General features: G+C 65.7%; 19 protein-coding genes. 7 read left to right on the top strand and 12 right to left on the bottom strand.

Annotated features, from left to right (window positions below; all coding sequences use genetic code 11):
• Window positions 1-4: 4 nt before the first annotated feature.
• A complete protein-coding gene (locus tag OMP44_RS23230; protein ID WP_187980457.1) occupies window positions 5-532 on the bottom strand; it encodes a DUF3455 domain-containing protein in 528 nt (175 codons plus the stop codon).
• 258 nt (window positions 533-790) lie between these two features.
• On the opposite strand from OMP44_RS23230, the gene OMP44_RS23225 reads away from it, so the two are divergent.
• On the top strand, window positions 791-2,419 hold the full coding sequence (locus OMP44_RS23225) for an ArnT family glycosyltransferase (RefSeq protein WP_273861273.1): 1,629 nt from the start codon (window positions 791-793) through the stop codon (window positions 2,417-2,419).
• A gap of 10 nt (window positions 2,420-2,429) precedes the next feature.
• On the top strand, window positions 2,430-3,686 hold the full coding sequence (locus OMP44_RS23220; protein ID WP_280311441.1) for a metallophosphoesterase family protein: 1,257 nt from the start codon (window positions 2,430-2,432) through the stop codon (window positions 3,684-3,686).
• Window positions 3,687-3,690: 4 nt separating this feature from the next.
• Here the strand turns inward: OMP44_RS23220 and OMP44_RS23215 are convergent, their stop codons facing one another.
• The 5 genes from OMP44_RS23215 to OMP44_RS23195 all read right to left on the bottom strand — a co-directional run bounded on the left by OMP44_RS23215 (window position 3,691) and on the right by OMP44_RS23195 (window position 7,021).
• Entirely contained in the window at window positions 3,691-4,263 is a 573-nt protein-coding gene (locus OMP44_RS23215; protein ID WP_187980454.1) for a HupE/UreJ family protein, read from the bottom strand.
• Window positions 4,264-4,436: 173 nt separating this feature from the next.
• Window positions 4,437-5,051: an urease accessory protein UreG gene (gene ureG / locus OMP44_RS23210; RefSeq protein ID WP_187980453.1), complete on the bottom strand. Its 615-nt coding sequence runs from the start codon at window positions 5,049-5,051 to the stop codon at window positions 4,437-4,439.
• An 11-nt stretch (window positions 5,052-5,062) separates the two neighbouring features.
• Window positions 5,063-5,734 (bottom strand): urease accessory protein UreF, encoded by a 672-nt coding sequence (locus tag OMP44_RS23205; protein WP_187980452.1) that lies wholly within the window; start codon window positions 5,732-5,734, stop codon window positions 5,063-5,065.
• Window positions 5,731-6,231, bottom strand: coding sequence for an urease accessory protein UreE (ureE, locus tag OMP44_RS23200; protein ID WP_187980451.1), 501 nt, complete (start codon window positions 6,229-6,231; stop codon window positions 5,731-5,733). The genes OMP44_RS23205 and ureE overlap by 4 nt, the downstream gene beginning before the upstream one ends.
• 97 nt (window positions 6,232-6,328) lie before the next feature.
• Window positions 6,329-7,021 carry a TetR family transcriptional regulator gene (locus OMP44_RS23195; protein WP_187980450.1) on the bottom strand — a complete coding sequence of 231 codons (693 nt, stop codon included), beginning with the start codon at window positions 7,019-7,021 and terminating at the stop codon, window positions 6,329-6,331.
• A 116-nt stretch (window positions 7,022-7,137) separates the two neighbouring features.
• Here OMP44_RS23195 and pcaQ point away from each other — a divergent pair, with 116 nt between their 5' ends.
• The 3 genes from pcaQ to pcaG all read left to right on the top strand — a co-directional run bounded on the left by pcaQ (window position 7,138) and on the right by pcaG (window position 9,508).
• A complete protein-coding gene (pcaQ, locus tag OMP44_RS23190) occupies window positions 7,138-8,061 on the top strand; it encodes a pca operon transcription factor PcaQ (RefSeq protein WP_280311440.1) in 924 nt (307 codons plus the stop codon).
• A gap of 99 nt (window positions 8,062-8,160) precedes the next feature.
• Complete coding sequence (pcaH, locus tag OMP44_RS23185) at window positions 8,161-8,886, top strand: protocatechuate 3,4-dioxygenase subunit beta (RefSeq protein ID WP_007162622.1); 726 nt, start codon at window positions 8,161-8,163, stop codon at window positions 8,884-8,886.
• Window positions 8,887-8,896: 10 nt separating this feature from the next.
• Window positions 8,897-9,508, top strand: a complete 612-nt coding sequence (gene pcaG, locus OMP44_RS23180; protein ID WP_187980449.1) for a protocatechuate 3,4-dioxygenase subunit alpha — start codon at window positions 8,897-8,899, stop codon at window positions 9,506-9,508.
• Between the two features lie 60 nt (window positions 9,509-9,568).
• Here the strand turns inward: pcaG and coq7 are convergent, their stop codons facing one another.
• The 4 genes from coq7 to hemJ all read right to left on the bottom strand — a co-directional run bounded on the left by coq7 (window position 9,569) and on the right by hemJ (window position 12,099).
• On the bottom strand, window positions 9,569-10,216 hold the full coding sequence (gene coq7, locus OMP44_RS23175) for a 2-polyprenyl-3-methyl-6-methoxy-1,4-benzoquinone monooxygenase (protein WP_187980448.1): 648 nt from the start codon (window positions 10,214-10,216) through the stop codon (window positions 9,569-9,571).
• Between the two features lie 40 nt (window positions 10,217-10,256).
• Window positions 10,257-10,598, bottom strand: coding sequence for a histidine triad nucleotide-binding protein (locus tag OMP44_RS23170; protein WP_017642985.1), 342 nt, complete (start codon window positions 10,596-10,598; stop codon window positions 10,257-10,259).
• A gap of 81 nt (window positions 10,599-10,679) precedes the next feature.
• Complete coding sequence (locus OMP44_RS23165) at window positions 10,680-11,468, bottom strand: SDR family NAD(P)-dependent oxidoreductase (protein WP_133863071.1); 789 nt, start codon at window positions 11,466-11,468, stop codon at window positions 10,680-10,682.
• Between the two features lie 205 nt (window positions 11,469-11,673).
• Window positions 11,674-12,099 carry a protoporphyrinogen oxidase HemJ gene (hemJ, locus tag OMP44_RS23160; RefSeq protein WP_058792657.1) on the bottom strand — a complete coding sequence of 142 codons (426 nt, stop codon included), beginning with the start codon at window positions 12,097-12,099 and terminating at the stop codon, window positions 11,674-11,676.
• Between the two features lie 174 nt (window positions 12,100-12,273).
• Here hemJ and erpA point away from each other — a divergent pair, with 174 nt between their 5' ends.
• On the top strand, window positions 12,274-12,624 hold the full coding sequence (gene erpA / locus OMP44_RS23155) for an iron-sulfur cluster insertion protein ErpA (RefSeq protein ID WP_007162616.1): 351 nt from the start codon (window positions 12,274-12,276) through the stop codon (window positions 12,622-12,624).
• A gap of 30 nt (window positions 12,625-12,654) precedes the next feature.
• Here the strand turns inward: erpA and OMP44_RS23150 are convergent, their stop codons facing one another.
• Window positions 12,655-13,740: an anhydro-N-acetylmuramic acid kinase gene (locus OMP44_RS23150; protein WP_280311439.1), complete on the bottom strand. Its 1,086-nt coding sequence runs from the start codon at window positions 13,738-13,740 to the stop codon at window positions 12,655-12,657.
• A 1-nt stretch (window position 13,741) separates the two neighbouring features.
• Window positions 13,742-15,178: an OapA family protein gene (locus OMP44_RS23145; RefSeq protein ID WP_280311438.1), complete on the bottom strand. Its 1,437-nt coding sequence runs from the start codon at window positions 15,176-15,178 to the stop codon at window positions 13,742-13,744.
• Between the two features lie 167 nt (window positions 15,179-15,345).
• Here OMP44_RS23145 and tyrS point away from each other — a divergent pair, with 167 nt between their 5' ends.
• Entirely contained in the window at window positions 15,346-16,545 is a 1,200-nt protein-coding gene (tyrS, locus tag OMP44_RS23140) for a tyrosine--tRNA ligase (RefSeq protein WP_208693709.1), read from the top strand.
• Window positions 16,546-16,675: the final 130 nt, after the last annotated feature.

Genomic DNA, 16,675 nt, shown 5'->3' with positions numbered 1-16,675 from the left:
GACCTCAGCCCTTCTTCCAGAACAGATAGTCGGCCTGGTAGTTCACGGTCTGCTGTTCGCCCTTGTTGGCCGAGGTGCAGGCCTTCGCCGGCGCGACGCCACCCTTGAGCGCGGTGCGCTGGATGTAGGTGGTGCCCTGGAAGGCGCCCTTGCCTTCGGCGGGCGCGGCCTCCACCAGCTGATAGGGCAGGTTGCCGGCGCCGGCGGGAGCGACGGCCAGTTGCTTGCCGACCACCTTGGAGCCATCGCTTGCTTCCCAGGTCGCGGGCGGACCGTAGTAGCGCCCCACCTGCTTGCCCTGGCGATCATGCAGGTCGGCCTTGGGGCCGACAAAGAACCACTCGGTCTGGCCGGGCATGTCCTTCTTGTCGCGGCATTCGTAGACGATGGTGCCCTTGCCCACGGTTTCCAGCATCAGGCTGTTGCCGGCGGGCACGCGGACGGCCTCGGGCAACTCGCCCTGGGCCAGCAGCGGGGTGCTCAGCAGGGCGGTCAGGACCAGGATGCTGCAACGGCTGGAGGTGTTGTTCATGCGCTTGCTCCGGATTGAGAGGGGGCACAGTCGGTTGGACTGTAGGGGCTATACCCGGCAGCCGGCGCTTTGGATGCAGCTGTCATGAAAAATCTTCAATTCATCGGCATAGTCGCGACCGCCTCATCGCCGAACCGCTCTGTCCTGGGGTTCCTGTCAGCCTGCCGTCAGCCTGGTTTCAGCGATCCCTAAGGTTGTTCGGCGATAGTGGCGCCGAGGCGCGAGCCCGTCCTTCCCAGCCTGCCGGAGTCCTGCCGCGTGTCGTCCATCCCGAGTCTGGCGCGCCTGCGCCTGGAAAGTCTGGCGCTGTGTCTGCTGGCGGTGCCCCTGTTCACCCTGGGGCTGTGGGAGCAGCCCTTCATTGGCTTCGACGGCCGCTTCGCACTCTTCGCCCAGGAGATGTTTCGCCACGGGGCCAGTGCCTTCCCGACCAGCTACGGACAGCCCTATCCGGACTATCCCGCCACTTCGACGCTGCTGATAGACGTCTTCGCCCAGCTGTTCGGCGAGGTCAATCGCCTGGCCACAGTGATTCCCACCGCGCTGGCCTCGGCGGCCATCGTCGGGCTGCTCTATCGCCTGCTGGCCGAGCGGTCCCGCGCCTGGGGCCTGCTGGCGGTGCTGGTGCTGCTGCTCACCAACGGTTTCCTGGCCAAGGCCCGTTCGATCTGCCTCGATCAGTTCGTCACCCTGGCGGCGCTGGGCTGCTTCTATCTGCTGTGGAGCGCCGACCAGCGCGGCCTGTCCCGGCGGCGCGCCCTGGTGTTCCTGTGCATGGCCGCCGGCTTCGCCGTGCGCGGACCGCTGGGGTTGATCGAGCCCTGTGGCGTGGTCTGCGTCTACTGGCTGGTGCAAGGTGACTGGCGGCGCAGCTTTGGCTACGGGCTGGTGGGCGCCGTGGTGCTGGCGCTGTGCTGCGCCCTGCTGTTCGGCCTGGCCTGGCGTACCGGCGGCCCGGCCTTCGTCGAAGACGTGCTGCGCATGCAGGTTTCTGGGCGGCTGGACGACACCGACGGTGCCGGCTATCCCTGGTGGTACTTCCTGCAACTGGGGCTCTATCGCTATGCGCCGGCCTTTCCCCTGGCACTGCTGGCCTTGCCGACGCTGAGGCACCACTGGCGGCTGCGCCAGACCCAGGCGGACAGCCGCCTGCTGCTCCAGCTGGCCGGCTTCGCCACGCTGATCCTGGTGGCCCTGTCGATACCCACCTTCAAGAAGCCCTATTACATCCTGCCGGCCATCCCGGCCTGCGCCGCCCTCGGCGCCTGGGTGCTGCTGCAGGGGCAGGGTGCCCTGGCCTGGGTACGGCGGCTGTTCCTGCCGCTGCTGGTGATCTTTCCGCTGGTGCTCGGGGTGCTGGTCAAGCTGCAGCAGCCCAAGCTGCAGGCCGCGGGCTGGTGGCCTGAACTGGATCTGCGCTTCCTGCTGGGCGCCTTCGCCATCCTGACGCTGTTCGCCCTGGTGGCCGCCTGGCGCGAGCGCGGCGCCTTCCGCCTGGGCATGCCCCTGGCCGCGGCAGCCCTGGCGCAATGGCTGCTGGTGGTGCTGGCACTGGATCCGATGCAGGCGCTGCGCTACGACACCCGCGCCTTCGTCACCCGCCTGGAAAGCCTGCGCCAGGGGGAGCCCGGGCAACTGGTGTTCCTTGGCCTGGGCCAGGACACCAAGGCCTTTCGCTACCTGATGAATCTGGATTACGACGTGCCCTTGCCGACCTTCCTCGATATCGGCCAGGCGGCGCAGCTCGCCCAGGTCGCCCGACCCGCCTATGTGCTGCTCGACGCCGACAGCCAGGCGGCCCTGGCCGGCACTCCGCTGGCCAACCGCCGACCGGTATTGGAAGGCCGCTTCAACGACAACCGCTGGCAGGCCTACTACCTGCCCTGAGGCCGCTGTGATGACCGATTCACCCGATTTCAAACGTCGCCGGCTGTGCCTGGCGCTGGCCGGTCTGCCGCTGCTGGCCGCCTGCAAGCCCACCCAGCGCTACCGCCTGCCGGAACACCGCGCACTCTGGTTCGAACGGCATACCTTCGCGCCGCTGGCGCCGCTGCCGTCGCGCAGCAGCTTCCTGCTCGGTGTCCTGCCGGATACCCAGTACTACAGCGAGAACAACCACGAGATGCTGCCCAATGGCCGGCGGGTGGAGCGCTATGGGCACCTGGGCTATCCGCCGGCACTGGCCTTTCATGCCCAGACCCATTGGCTGGCGCACAACGCTGCGGCGCTGAACCTGCCGTTCGTGGTGCACCTGGGCGATCTGGTGGAAAACGCCGAGCAGCGTGGCGAATGGGCCCTGGCCAGTCACGCCATGGCACGGCTGGAGCAGGCCGGGGTGCCCTACAGCGTCATGACCGGCGACCATGATGTCGTCGAGCTCTACACCGAGGATCGCCTGCGTGACGGTCGCGAACTCTTCACCCAGTACTTCGGCCGCGAGCGGGCGGCGCGCCAGTCCACCTTCATCGAACGCGATGTCACCGGCCTCAACGAGGCCCATCGTTTCTCGGCACTGGGGCAGGGCTTCCTGCTGCTGACCCTGGACTGGTGTCCCTCGGACCAGAGTCTGGACTGGGCTCAGGGCATGCTGAATCGCTATCCGCACCTGCCGACCATCCTGGCCTCGCACAACATCGTCGATCTGGTGAACGGCCAGGCCGTGCTCTCCACCCGGCGCAACGACACCGGGGTGCGGCTATGGAATCGGCTGATCCGCCGCAACGACCAGATCTTCCTGACCCTCAACGGCCACAACCACGGCAGCGGTCATCTGCGGCTGACCAATGACCTGGGCCATCCGGTGGATCTGCTGCTGATCAACTACCAGACCGAATACGCCGGCGGCAACGGCCTGCTGCGCCTGCTGGAACTGGACCTGGCGCGGGGCCGGCTGGAGGCCTTCACCTATTCGCCCTGGGTCGCCTATCGGCAGCAGAGCGGCGACCTGCCGGTGCGGCTGGGCAGCGATCCGCGCGACACCTATTTAGCCGAGGTGCTGGCACCCCTGGCCTCGCCGCAGTTCGACAACAGATTCGTGCTCGAGGTGGATTTTGCCACACGCTTCGCCGGCTTTGGCGGCTATACCGCGCAGTTGCCGGCGGTGGCGGAAGAGGGTGTGCTGGCGCGACTGCGCCAGCAACTGGGGATCGCCTGACGGATCAGGCGGCGAGCAGCCAGCCCCCGGCCACAGCGGTGGCGACGCCGGCTAGTCGCACCAGCGGCGTGGCCGCCTGGGGCAGGTAGCGCACCACGGCATAGCCCAGGCCATGCAGGGTGGCGGTGGCGGCGACGAAGCCCAGGGCATAGGCCCAGGGATTGCCCATCTCCGGCAGCTCCAGACCATGGGCCACGCCATGGAACAGCGCGAAGGCGGCGGTCAGGCCGACGGCGGCGGCCACCGGCGGACGGGCGGCCAGGGCCACCAGCAGGCCCAGCGCCAGCACCGAGGCGGCGATGCCGGTCTCGAGCAAGGGCAGCTCCAGCCCGGTGAAGCCCAGCAGGCCGCCGATCAGCATGGTGCCGACAAAGGTGCAGGGCAGCGCCAGGCGCGCCTTGCCCTGCTGCTGGGCGGCCCAGAGACCCACGGCGAGCATGGCCAGCAGGTGGTCGAGACCGGTCAGGGGGTGCAGCACCCCGGCGGCCAGGCCATTCTCGGCATGACCCGGATGGGCAAAGGCCAGGGCCGGGGCGAGCAGCAGGGCGGCGGTGGCGAGGATCTTGGCGTGTTTCATGGGGGCTCCTTGAGTGATGAAATCCTGGACTCATAACCTGCTCACGACCTGCTGCGCGTCGGCCAAACGGCGTTGAAAAGTCCTTCGGAATGCTCATTTACCATTTGTAAACTCCGCTTCCTCAGGCCTTTTCGCCTTGTTTGTCTCTAGCTCGCGAGGTCGTGAGCAGGTTCCTAGGCGGCGGTCAGCAGACCCTGCTTCTCGATGAAGGCGATGATCTCTTCCAGGCCCACACCGGTCTTCTGATTGCTGAAGACGAAGGGCTTGTCGCCGCGCATCTTGCGGGTGTCGCGATCCATCACCTCCAGGGAGGCGCCGACCTGCTCCGCCAGGTCGATCTTGTTGATCACCAGCAGATCCGACTTGCAGATGCCGGGGCCACCCTTGCGCGGCAGCTTGTCGCCGGCCGAGACGTCGATTACGTAGAGGGTCAGGTCGGACAGCTCCGGGCTGAAGGTGGCGGACAGGTTGTCGCCGCCGGACTCCACCAGGATCAGGTCCAGGCCGGGAAAGCGGCGGTTGAGCTGATCCACCGCTTCCAGGTTGATGGAGGCGTCTTCGCGGATGGCGGTGTGCGGACAGCCGCCGGTCTCCACGCCCAGGATACGCTCGGGCGCCAGGGCTTCGTTGCGCACCAGGAAATCGGCGTCCTCGCGGGTGTAGATGTCGTTGGTCACCACCGCCAGGTTGTAGCGCTCGCGCAGGGCGCGGCAGAGGGCCAGGGTGAGGGCGGTCTTGCCGGAGCCGACCGGTCCGCCGATACCGACGCGCAGGGGTTGGGTAGTCATCAGGAGATCTCCTAGGAACGGAACAGGCGGCTGTACTGCCGCTCGTGGGCCATGCTGCTGAGGGCCAGGCCGAAGGGGGCGCCGCCCCAGGTCGCTTCGGGCAGGGCCGCGGCGTGCTCGGCCACGGCGGTCAGGGTCGGCAGCAGAAGGGAGGTGAGGCGCTGGGCGGCTTGCTGGCCCAGCGGCAGGGTTTTCATCAGTACCGCCAGCTGATTTTCCAGCCAGGTCCACAGCCAGGCGTCCAGGGCGGCCCGGGGGGCGATGGCCCAGGCCCGGGCGGCCAGCGCCCAACCCAGGGCGAAGGTCGGGGCCAGCTCGCCGAGCAGACGGCGGCTGGCGTCATCCAGCTCCGGCAGTCCGAGCAGCAGCTGCGCCAGGGAATAGCCGGTCTGGCGACTTTCCAGCTGGAATTCCGCGGTCTCGCGACTGGCACGGTGACGCTCGGCCAGTGCGCCCAGGCGCGTCCAGTCGCCCTCCGCGGCGGCTTGGCAATGGGCCAGCAGCAGCGGCGCCTCGAAGCGGGCGAGATTGAGTTCGAGGCTGTCACGCAGCCAAGTCTCGGCCTCCACCGCGCTGCGGATCAGGCCGCTGTCGATGGCCAGTTCCAGTCCCTGGGAATAGCTGTAGCCGCCAATCGGCAGCTGGGGACTGGCCAGGCGCAGCAGGGCGAAGGGCGAATTCACGTGCGCACGCCGAAGTGGTGCAGCTTGGGTGCGTAGTTGAAACCTTCCTCGCCATGGCGCGAGTGATGGTGACCGCCGCCGTAGGCGCCGTGCTCGGGCTGGAAGCCGGCCTCGATCTCGCTGACCCGGGCGCCGAGCTGCTCCAGCATGGCCTTGAGCACATAGTCGTCCAGCAGCCGCAGCCAGCCGTCACCGATCTGCAGGGCGACGTGGCGATTGCCCAGGTGGTAGGCGGCGCGGGTCAGTTCGAAGGCGCTGGCGCAGGTCACATGCAGCAGTTTTTCCGGCCGGGCGACGATGCGCACGATGCGGCCATCGCGGGCTTCCAGACAGTCGCCATCGGCCAGCGGCGGTTGTCCGCGTTCGAGGAACAGGCCGACGTCTTCGCCAGCGCTGGTGGTGGCTCTCAGGCGACTCTTGCTGCGGGCGTCGTAGGTGAGGTGGAGTTCGGCGTCCCAGGTATCCCGGGGTGCGCAGCGGCTTTGGACGACCAGCATGGCAGGACTCTTGGCAGTTTTGCCCAGCTCTACAGCAAGGGGCCTGCCAAGGCGCGCAAGTCGCCTGGTTCTGGGGCGCTGAAAGTTGACCTGGCGATCAGGTTGCTCTTATTTGGTGCGCCATTGCATCGGCTAGCAGGGCGACGCCCTCCTTTGGGGCATTGGTGCGCTCGCCGCGCCGCCAGTGCTTGCTACCGATCAGGATCAGCTTGAGTTGCTGCACCATCTTCGCCGCCGGCCACAGCGGTGGCGGTGTGGTCAGCGGCGGCGGATCGATCAGCTCCGGCAGGGTGGCGAATACCGTCTTCACCACCAGGTCGGCCAGGACATCGATCTGCGACGGACTCAGATGGGGCAGCCGACCCAGGGCGAGCAGGTCGCGGGCCAGGTCCTGGGTGATGCGCTGGCGCAACTCGGCAATGGCCTGGCGCACGGCCTGGGAGCCGCCGTATTGCTCACGGGCGAGAAAGAGGAACTGATCGCGGTTGTCGCTCACGGCGCCGAGAAAGATCTCCACCGAGGCCTCGATCATGCCGCGCTGCTGCAATTCGTGATGACGCACCTGGCGCAGGGCGTCGCGGAAGGTGTCGCCCACCTCGGCCACCAGGGCCAGGCCGAAGGTTTCCATGTCGCTGAAGTGGCGATAGAAGCCCGCCGGGACGATGCCGGCCTGGCGACTCACCTCGCGCAGGCTGAGACTGCCGAAGCCGCGGCCGCTGTTCATCAGCAGGCGCGCCGATTCCAGCAGCGCCTGGCGCGTTTGCAGCTTCTGCTGGGCACGGATCGACATGGAGAGATTCCGGAAGAGAAGGCGGCACTGTAGCAAAGGATGCCCCTGCTGACTCCAAGGGTTTTCCACGACCGCCGGGTGGTAGTCTCTGGCCCGAGCCTTGCCTTGAGAGCGTCATGAATCTCGACAACCGCATCAAATTCCGGCATTTGCTGTGTTTCCTGGAGATCGCCCAGCAGCGCAGCTTCGCCAAGGCGGCCGATGCCATCGCTGTATCCCAGCCGGCCATTTCCAAGACCATCCGCGAACTCGAGGAGATTCTCGAGGTGCGCCTGTTCGGGCGTGGCAAGGGCGAGGTGACCCTCACCGAAGCCGGCCTGCTGTTCCTGCGCCATGCCGGTCCCTGCGTCCAGGCCCTGCGTGAGGGAATGGAACTGGTGCGCGGCGGCGAGGCCGGTGGCCTGGTACGGGTCGGGGTCCTGTCGACGGTGGAAAGCCAGGTGCTGCCCGAGGTCCTGGCGCGGCTGCACGAGCGGCACCGGCAATTGATCGTCAACGTCGCCACCGGCCCCAGCGCCTACCTGCTGGGTCAGCTGCGAGTCGGCGATCTGGATCTGGTGGTCGGTCGCATGACCGACAGTCCCGACATCCACGGTCTCGACTTCGAGCACCTCTATACCGAGGCCCTGACCCTGGTGGTCCGTCCGGGGCATCCGCTGAGCCAGGCGCTGCCGGCGGACCTGGCGACCCTGGCGCGCTATCCCCTGGTGCTGCCGTTGCCCGGTACCACCATCCGCCGCCACGCCGAGAGTCTCTTCGTGCAATGCGGTATCCCACTCAGTCCCCAGCGGCTGGAAACCCTGTCGCCGACCCTCAGCCGCCAGTATGTCCGCCAGAGTGAGGCCCTGTGGATCGCTCCGCGGGATGCGGTGCGTCGCGACCTGGCCAGCGGCGAGCTGATCGAGGTGGAGCTTGGCGTCCGCGAAGCCGGCGGCTCGGTCGGCATCTGCCGCAATGGCAGCGTGTCCCTGTCGCTGGCCACCCAGAGATTCTGCGACGTCCTGCGCGAGGTGGCCGGCGAGTTGACCCTTAACCATTAGGTTATGGGTCAGGGCGCAGCTTTCAATTCAGCCAGGCGGCGACCTGGGCCACACTGGGATCAGCCAGTCTTGGCCCCGATCCTTCCGTGGAGCATTCCAATGCATAACAAGCCCCACGACGTTCGCTACGTCGCCCGTGATCGCACCTGGCATCCCCAGGCCTATACGCCCGCCTACAAATCCTCGATTCCCCGCTCACCGCGCCAGGCGCTGGTCAGTCTGCAGCACCAGACCGCGTCCGAGCGCAGCGGCCCGGACTTCTCGCGGTTGCCGCTCGGGCCGCACGACAACGACCTGCTGCTCAACTTCGGCACCGGTCAGTTGCCCCAGGGCGAACGCATCATCCTGTTCGGCACCCTGCGTGACCAGTTCGGCAAGCCGGTGCCCAATTCCCTGGTGGAGATCTGGCAGGCCAATGCCGGGGGTCGCTACCGGCACAAGAACGACGTCTACCTGGCACCGCTGGACCCCAACTTCGGTGGCGTCGGCCGCACCCGTACCGACAGCCAGGGCAACTACGTCTTCCGCACCGTCCGCCCGGGTCCCTATCCCTGGCGCAACGGCAGCAACGACTGGCGTCCGGCGCACATCCACGTCTCGGTCATGGGTCCGGCCATCGCCACCCGGCTGATCACCCAGCTCTATTTCGAGGGCGATCCGCTGATCCCGCTGTGCCCCATCGTCAAGTCCATTGCCGATCCTGACGCGGTGCAGACCCTCATCGCCCGCCTGGATATGAGCATGGCCAATCCCATGGACTGCCTGGCCTATCGCTTCGACATCGTCACCCGCGGCGCGCGGCAGACGTTCTTCGAACATCACTGAGGACGCCGACATGACCCCCAACCGCCACGACCTGCTACCGGAAACCCCCTCCCAGACTGCCGGCCCCTATGTGCATATCGGCCTGGCCCTGGCCGCCGCCGGCAATCCCACCCGCGCGGTCGAGATCTGGAACGAGCTGGCCAGTCCCGATGCTCCCGGCGAGCACATCCTGCTCACCGGCCAGGTGTTCGACGGCAACGGCAACCTGGTGCGCGATTCCTTCCTGGAGTTCTGGCAGGCCGACCATGAGGGTCAATACGACCCGGTCTACGACGTGGAAAAGGCCTTCAACGGCTTCGGTCGCACCGCCACCACCTTCGACGCCGGTGACTGGACGCTGCACACCATCAAGCCCGGCCAGGTCGCCGACCAGCGCGGCCAGCCCATGGCGCCGCACATCAACGTCACCCTGTTCGCCCGCGGCATCAACATCCACCTGCAGACCCGCCTCTACTTCGACGATGAAGCCGAGGCCAACGCCCGCTGTCCGGTCTACAACCTGCCGGAGCCGGAGCGCCGCCCCACCCTGCTGGCGCGCCGTTGCGAAATCGATGGCCGCCTGGCCTATCGCTTCGACATCCATCTGCAGGGTCCGCAGGAAACCGTCTTCTTCGATATCTAGCGTTGCAGACAGCAAAAAGCCCTGCCGAGGCAGGGCTTTTTCGTGGGCGCCAACCGCAGGTCAGATGCGGTAGGTGGTCTTGGTCATCACCTTGGACACCAGGCTCATGCCGTATTTGACCGGCGTGGGAAAGCGCCAGCCACCGGCCGCCAGGGCGTGCTCGGCATGTTGCTCTTCGTCGATACGCATCTGTTCCAGCACCGCACGGGACTTGGCGTCGGCTGCCGGCAGCGTGTCCAGGTGCTCGTCCAGATGGCGGCAGACCTGATCCTCGGTGGCGGCGACGAAGCCCAGACTCAGGCGATCGCTGATCAGCCCGGCACCGGCGCCGATCCCGAAGGACAGGCCATAGAACAGCGGATTGAGCAGGCTGGGGCGCTCACCCAGGGCACGGATGCGCTGCTCGCACCAGGCCAGGTGATCAATCTCTTCGTCTGCCGAACGCTCCATTTCCTCCCGGACTTCCGGCAACTTGGCAGTCAGCGCCTGACCCTGGTACAGCGCCTGGGCACAGACCTCGCCGGTGTGGTTGATGCGCATGAGGCCGGCCGCGTGACGACGTTCCTCGTCGCTCAGCTCGGCATCCTTGAGTGGAATGGCCGGCGAGCTGCGCGTGGGAGCGCCACTGAAGGGCGTCAGGGTACGCAGAGCGGTATCGGCCTGGATCAGCAGTCGATCGAGGGGGGAGTAGAGGCGCTTGGATCTCAAGGTGATCTCCTTGGCGGGCGAAGGGAGGAGAGAACGTGGCTCAGCCCGGAGGCCAGGTCATCTGCCGCTTGCCCAGCACATGCATATGGATGTGATAGACCGTCTGGCCCCCCAGGGCGTTGCAATTCATCGCGACGCGGAAGCCTTCTTCGCAGCCCTGCTCCTGCGCCAGGCGCTGGGCGGTGAAGAGGATATGGCCGGCGAGCTGCTTGTCATCGGCCTCGCTGAGGTCGTGCAGGGTCGCGATGTGCTTCTTGGGGATGACCAGAAAGTGCACGGGCGCCTGCGGGGCGATGTCATGGAAGGCCATGACCTGATCATCCTCGTAGAGCACCTTGGCCGGAATGTCCCCGGCGACGATCTTGCAGAACAGACAATCCACGTCGATCTCCTGCTGGCTGAATAGACCTTGAGTGTACCAGCGGCTACCGCCCACCGGCAGGTTCGACTGGCGGGATCACCCTTACGCGGGTTGAAAGAGTTTGCCGACCCGCACCGCGGCCGAACGCACCAGGGCGCGGGGGAAGAAGCGCGGCAACAGGCTGCCCAGGCGATTGCGCCAGCCCGGGACGATCACCGCCTGGCGCCTTTCCAGCCCGCGCACCGCGGCCAGGGCCACCTCCTCGGCGGACATCAGCAGCTTGCCTTGCTCCATGCGCCCGGTGTGCAGGCCGGCATTCTTGAAGAAGGCGGTACGGGTCGGCCCGGGGCAGAGCACCGACACTGAGACGCCGCGCTTCTTGAGCTCCTCGCGCAGGCCCTCGGAAAAGTGCAGCACATAGGCCTTGGTCGCCGCATAGCTGCTCATGTAGGGAATGGGCTGGAAGGCCGCGGTCGAGGCGACATTGAGAATCTGACCGCCACCCTGGATCGCCATGTGCTGGCCCAGGGCATGGCACAGGCGGGTGAGCGCCAGGATGTTCAGTTCCAGCTGCTCCTGCACCCGCGGCCAGTCGGCGGCGAGAAAATCCCCGCCGCTGCCGATCCCGGCGCAATTGACCAGCAGGCCGATGGCTCTCTCGCTCTGCTCCAGCTCGTGCAGCAGACCGGTCAGGTGCAGCGGCTCCGCCAGGTCGCAGACCCGGTACAGCACCTCCACGTCGAAGCGCTGGGCCAGTTCGGCGGCGATGCTTTCCAGCTTGTCCTTGCGCCGCGCCAGCAGGATCAGCGGCTGACCCCGTCTTGCCAGGGCCTCGGCCAGGGCCAGGCCGATCCCGCACGAGGCACCGGTTACCAGGGCATAACGCTGCATACTGCTTTCTCCAGGAAAACGCCGGTCGCCGGCGGATCTGCCGCACTGAGGGTCTGTACGAAAAGTCGCCGAGCGAAGGTCAGGCAAGGCAAAAATCGGCGAGGAAGCGGACCGGGCTCGCGAACGAGTTTACGAGTGGTAAATGAGCATTCCGCGCTGATTTCTAACGCAGCATTGCCGAGCGTAGGCACTTTTCTTACAGAGCCTAGTAGGGTTTGACCACCACCAGAATCACGATGGCGATGAGCACCAGTACCGGCACCTCGTTGAACCAGCGGTAGAACACATGACTGCGCTTGTTCTCGCCACGCTCGAATCTCTTGCGCATGGCGCCGCAGACATGGTGATAGCCGATCAGCACCACCACCAGCGCCAGCTTGGTGTGCATCCAGCCCTGGGTCAGCCAGCTCGGATTGATCACCAGCAGGCCGATGCCGAACAGCAGCGTAAGGATCATCGCCGGCAGCATGATGCCGCGATACAGCTTGCGCTCCATCAGGCAGAAGCGCTCGTGGCTCACGGCGTCGCTGCTCTGGGCGTGATAGACGAACAGACGCGGCAGATAGAACAGGCCGGCGAACCAGCAGACCAGGGCAATCAGGTGGAAGGCTTTCAACCAAAGATAGAGCATCGGGGCGTTCTCCTTATCGGGCGGCGCGATATTAGAGTGGCGCTGCCAGCAAGTCATTCACTCCGGTCGTCTCGGCTGGCAGCCCATGGTCGCGCAATAGTTGACCGTTTTGCTCGGGCAAGCGGATAATTTCCTGACTGAATTGTGTTCGGCGCAAGCCGGGAGACTACGGCAATGACCATTGAAACCTTCACCCCGACCCCCCTGCAGTTCACCCTGGGCGCGGCCAGCAAGGTGAAGAACCTGATCGAGGAAGAGGGCAATCCCCGCCTGAAGCTGCGCGTCTTCGTCACGGGTGGCGGCTGCTCGGGCTTCCAGTACGGCTTCACCTTCGACGAAGATTCCGCCGACGACGACACCGTCATCGAGCGCGATGGTGTGCACCTGGTGGTGGATCCCATGAGCTTCCAGTACCTGGCCGGCGCCGAGGTGGACTACCAGGAAGGCCTGGAAGGCTCGCGTTTCGTCATCAAGAATCCCAACGCCGCCACCACCTGTGGCTGCGGTCAGTCCTTCTCCATCTGACCCGGCAGTCCCTTCGGCCCAGCGCGCTGGCTATTGCGGGTAGAGTGCGCCCAGCACGCGAAGGCCACGGGCGCCGGTGACTTCCGGGCAGTTGCCGGGCAGGCGCTCGCAGAAGCGCTGGGCCAGCCAGGCAAAGGCCATGGCTTCCAGCCAGTCCGGCGAGACGTCATAGGCCGCGGTGCTCTGCACCACGGCTGGCGCCAGCTGCCTGGCCAGACGCGCCATCAAATCCCGGTTGTGCGCCCCGCCGCCGCAGACCAGCACCTCGTCCACCGCCTGGGCGGCCAGGATGCTCTCGGCGATGCTGCGAGCGCTCAGCTCGGCCAGGGTGGCCTGGACATCCGCCGGATCCAGCGCGTCATGCTGGGCGAGCTGTCCCTGTAGCCAGGGCAGATTGAAGTGCTCGCGCCCGGTGCTCTTTGGTCCGCTCTTCATGAAGAAGGGATCGCTCAGCAGCCGTTGCAGCAGCGCCGGCACGACCTGTCCCTGCGCCGCCCAGGCGCCATCGGCATCGAAGAATCGCCCCTGACTGTGGTGGATCCAGGCATCCAGCAGCACATTGCCCGGTCCGCAATCGAAGCCCCGTACGGGCAGACCCGGCGCCAGCAGGGTCACGTTGCTGAAGCCACCGATATTGAGTACCGCACGCGGGCGATCCAGGCCGAAGAGATCGGCATGGAAGGCCGGGACCAGGGGTGCCCCCTGACCCCCGGCGGCCAGGTCGCGACGGCGGAAGTCGGCGACCACGTCGATACCGCTCAACTCGGCCAGCAGGGCGGCATCGCCGATCTGCAGGGTGTAGCCCTGTGCCGGCAGATGGCGGATGGTCTGGCCGTGGCTACCCACGGCGCGGATATCCGCGGAGGTCAGTCCCTGCTGGGCCAGCAGCTCCGCGATACCCCGGGCGGCCAGCCTGACCCAGGCCTGTTCGGCCCGGGCGATGCGCTCTATCTCGTTGTCGCCAGGCGCGCACAGCGCCAGCAGCTCCTGGCGTAGCGCGTCCGGCATGGGCACGCCCAGGGCGGCGACGAAACGGGTCCGCTCGTCCTGTTCGATCAGGGCAATATCCAGTCCATCCAGACTGGTGCCGGACATCACCCCCAGGTAGCGCTCCATCTCAGCGCTTGTTCATCGCGAGCAGAGAAGCGCGCTCCTGGTCCATGCGGGCCATGAGCGGCTGGCTCTGCGCCAGGAAACGCGAGATCTCGTTCTTGGCGATGGGATCGGCCATGGGCAGCTTCACCCCGAGCGGATCGACGTGGTTGCCGTTGATGCGGAACTCATAGTGCAGGTGCGGACCAGTCGCCAGGCCGGTCATGCCCACGTAGCCGATCACCTGGCCCTGCTTCACCGAGGCACCGGCCTGCATGCCCTTGGCGATCCGGCTCATGTGGCCATAGACGGTGGTGTAGGTCTTGCCGTGCTGGATCATCACCACGTTGCCGTAGCCATTCTCGCGACCGGACTTGGCGATCTTGCCATCGCCGGTAGCATGGATCGGCGTACCCGTGGGAGCGGCATAGTCGACGCCCTTGTGCGCGCGCATCTTGTTCAGCACCGGGTGGAAGCGGCCCATGGTGAAGCGCGAGCTGATCCGCGAGAACTCCACCGGGGTACGGATGAAGGCCTTGCGCATGCTGCCGCCTTCCGCCGTGTAGTAGTTGGTGGTGCCGTTCTTGGCGGTGTAGCGCACGGCCGTGTAGGCCTTGCCCTTGTTGACGAAGCGAGCGGCCAGGATATTGCCGTAGCCGACGTGCTTGCCATTGACCACCTTGTCCTCGTAGACCACCTCGAATTCGTCGCCCTCCTGGATGTCCAGCGCGAAGTCGATGTCGTAGCCGAAGATGGTGGCCAGCGCCATGGTCATGTCATGGGACAGCCCGGCCTTTTGCGCCGAGGCGAACAGCGAACTGCTGATCCGGCCCTGGGCATAGGCCTTGCGGATGTCCGGGGTGACGGTCTTGTGCTCGACCTCGTAGCCCTGGTCGGACTTGACCAGCGACAGGGTCTGCAACGCGGTGAGCTTGGTGCGCACCGCCAGCAGGTCACCCGAAGTATCACGCTGGAATTCGATCTTCTGGCCCACCCGCAGGCGAGTCAGCTTCTTGGCTTCCTTGCTGCTGGCCAGCACCTCGTGCACCACGGCAGCGGCAAGGCCGGCCCGCTCGAACAGCGTCGAGAGGGTATCGCCCTTGCGCACGGTTTCGGTCTTCCACTGCGGCTCGACGCGTTCCGTGGCGGCAACTTCTTCTTCGGCAGGCGCTTCCTCGGCGGTCTGGGCTTCCGTCTGCTCCGGGGCTACCTGGGCAAAGGGGGAGGGGGACTGGGTGTCCGCGGCTTGAGTATCTGCGAGCACTTGCTCCTTCAGGTCATCCTGACCCTGCACGACGCTCCGGGCGTCCTGTTCAACATCCAGATTGATGGAAGTGCGTTTCGCCTCGACCTGCTGAGAGGGAAACACGAGCAAGGCCAGACTCAAGAGTGCGGCCACCCCGCTGGCGGCCACGAGGTGGCTTTTGGGGTAGAACGGACTTTTGGGGATTGGCTTCGTCATTTAGCTAAAGTGATGATCTGACGTTAAAAGAAGTGAATAACTGCCTAAAATATAATCAAAATCTGGCTGTCACAACCCTTTGGGGTGGTGATCCGACGTGCCGGCTGGCGGCTACTAGGGGCATCTTGATAAGGTTCACGCTTTCGAAATTCAGAGGCGAAGCCCCCATGAAAACGGTCCAGGAGCAGCTGGCGGTCATCAAGCGTGGAGCAGATGAGCTGCTCGTCGAGTCAGAGCTTGTAACAAAACTGGAGCGCGGCACCCCGTTGCGCATCAAGGCAGGCTTCGATCCGACCGCTCCGGATCTGCACCTCGGCCACACCGTGCTGATCAACAAGCTGCGCCAGTTCCAGGAGCTGGGCCATCAGGTCATCTTCCTGATCGGCGACTTCACCGGCATGATCGGCGACCCCAGTGGCAAGAGCGCCACCCGCCCACCACTGACCCGCGAGCAGGTGCTGGAGAATGCCGAGACCTACAAGGCCCAGGTATTCAAGATCCTTGATCCGGCGCGTACCGAAGTGGCCTTCAATGCCACCTGGATGGATCAGCTGTCGCCGGCCGACTTCATTCGTCTGTCTTCCCAGTACACCGTGGCGCGCATGCTCGAGCGCGACGACTTCAGCAAGCGTTACGCGGGCAACCAGCCCATCGCCATCCATGAGTTCCTCTATCCGCTGGTTCAGGGCTATGACTCCGTTGCCCTGCGCGCCGATGTCGAGCTGGGTGGTACCGACCAGAAATTCAACCTGCTCATGGGCCGCGAACTGCAGCGCGCCTACGGCCAGGAAGCCCAGTGCATCCTCACCATGCCGCTGCTCGAAGGTCTGGATGGCGTGAAGAAGATGTCCAAGTCCCTGGGCAACTACGTCGGTATCCAGGAAGCGCCGGGGGTCATGTACAACAAGCTGGTGTCCATTCCCGACACCCTCATGTGGCGCTACTTCGAGCTGCTCAGTTTCCGCAGCCTGGAAGAGATCGCCCAGTTCCGTAGCGATGTGGAGCAGGGCGCCAATCCCCGCGACATCAAGATCAAGCTCGCCGAAGAGATCGTCGCCCGCTTCCACGGGGAAGAGGCCGCCCAGACCGCCCACCGCTCCGCGGGTAACCGCATGAAGGATGGCGAGCTGCCGGAAGACCTGCCGGAAGTCGAGCTGGAAACCGATGCGGCGCTGCCGGTCGCTGCCGTCCTCAACAAGGCCGGGCTGGTGAAGAACGCTGCGGCAGCTCGCGATCTGCTGGCGGCAGGGAGCGTCAAGGTGGATGGCGAGGTGGTCGATCGCGGCTTCCTGTTTGAGATCGGCCGTACCTATATATGTCAGGCCGGCAAGAAGGCCTTTGCCCGCATCAGTGTCCGTCAGCAATAAATCTGAAATAACCTGTTGACCTGTCCTGAAACTCCCCTATAATGCGCCCCACTTCCGGCGCAGACGCTGAAGCGGCTTGAAAATCAAGCACTTAGGTCTGAGCCGGGCGAGGGGTCCACGGATTCTTCGC

This window comes from Pseudomonas flavocrustae, assembly GCF_029872515.1.
GTDB lineage: Bacteria > Pseudomonadota > Gammaproteobacteria > Pseudomonadales > Pseudomonadaceae > Chryseomonas > Chryseomonas aestiva.
Note: the sequence above shows the minus strand (reverse complement) of the source record. Positions and strands in the feature narration are given on the sequence as shown.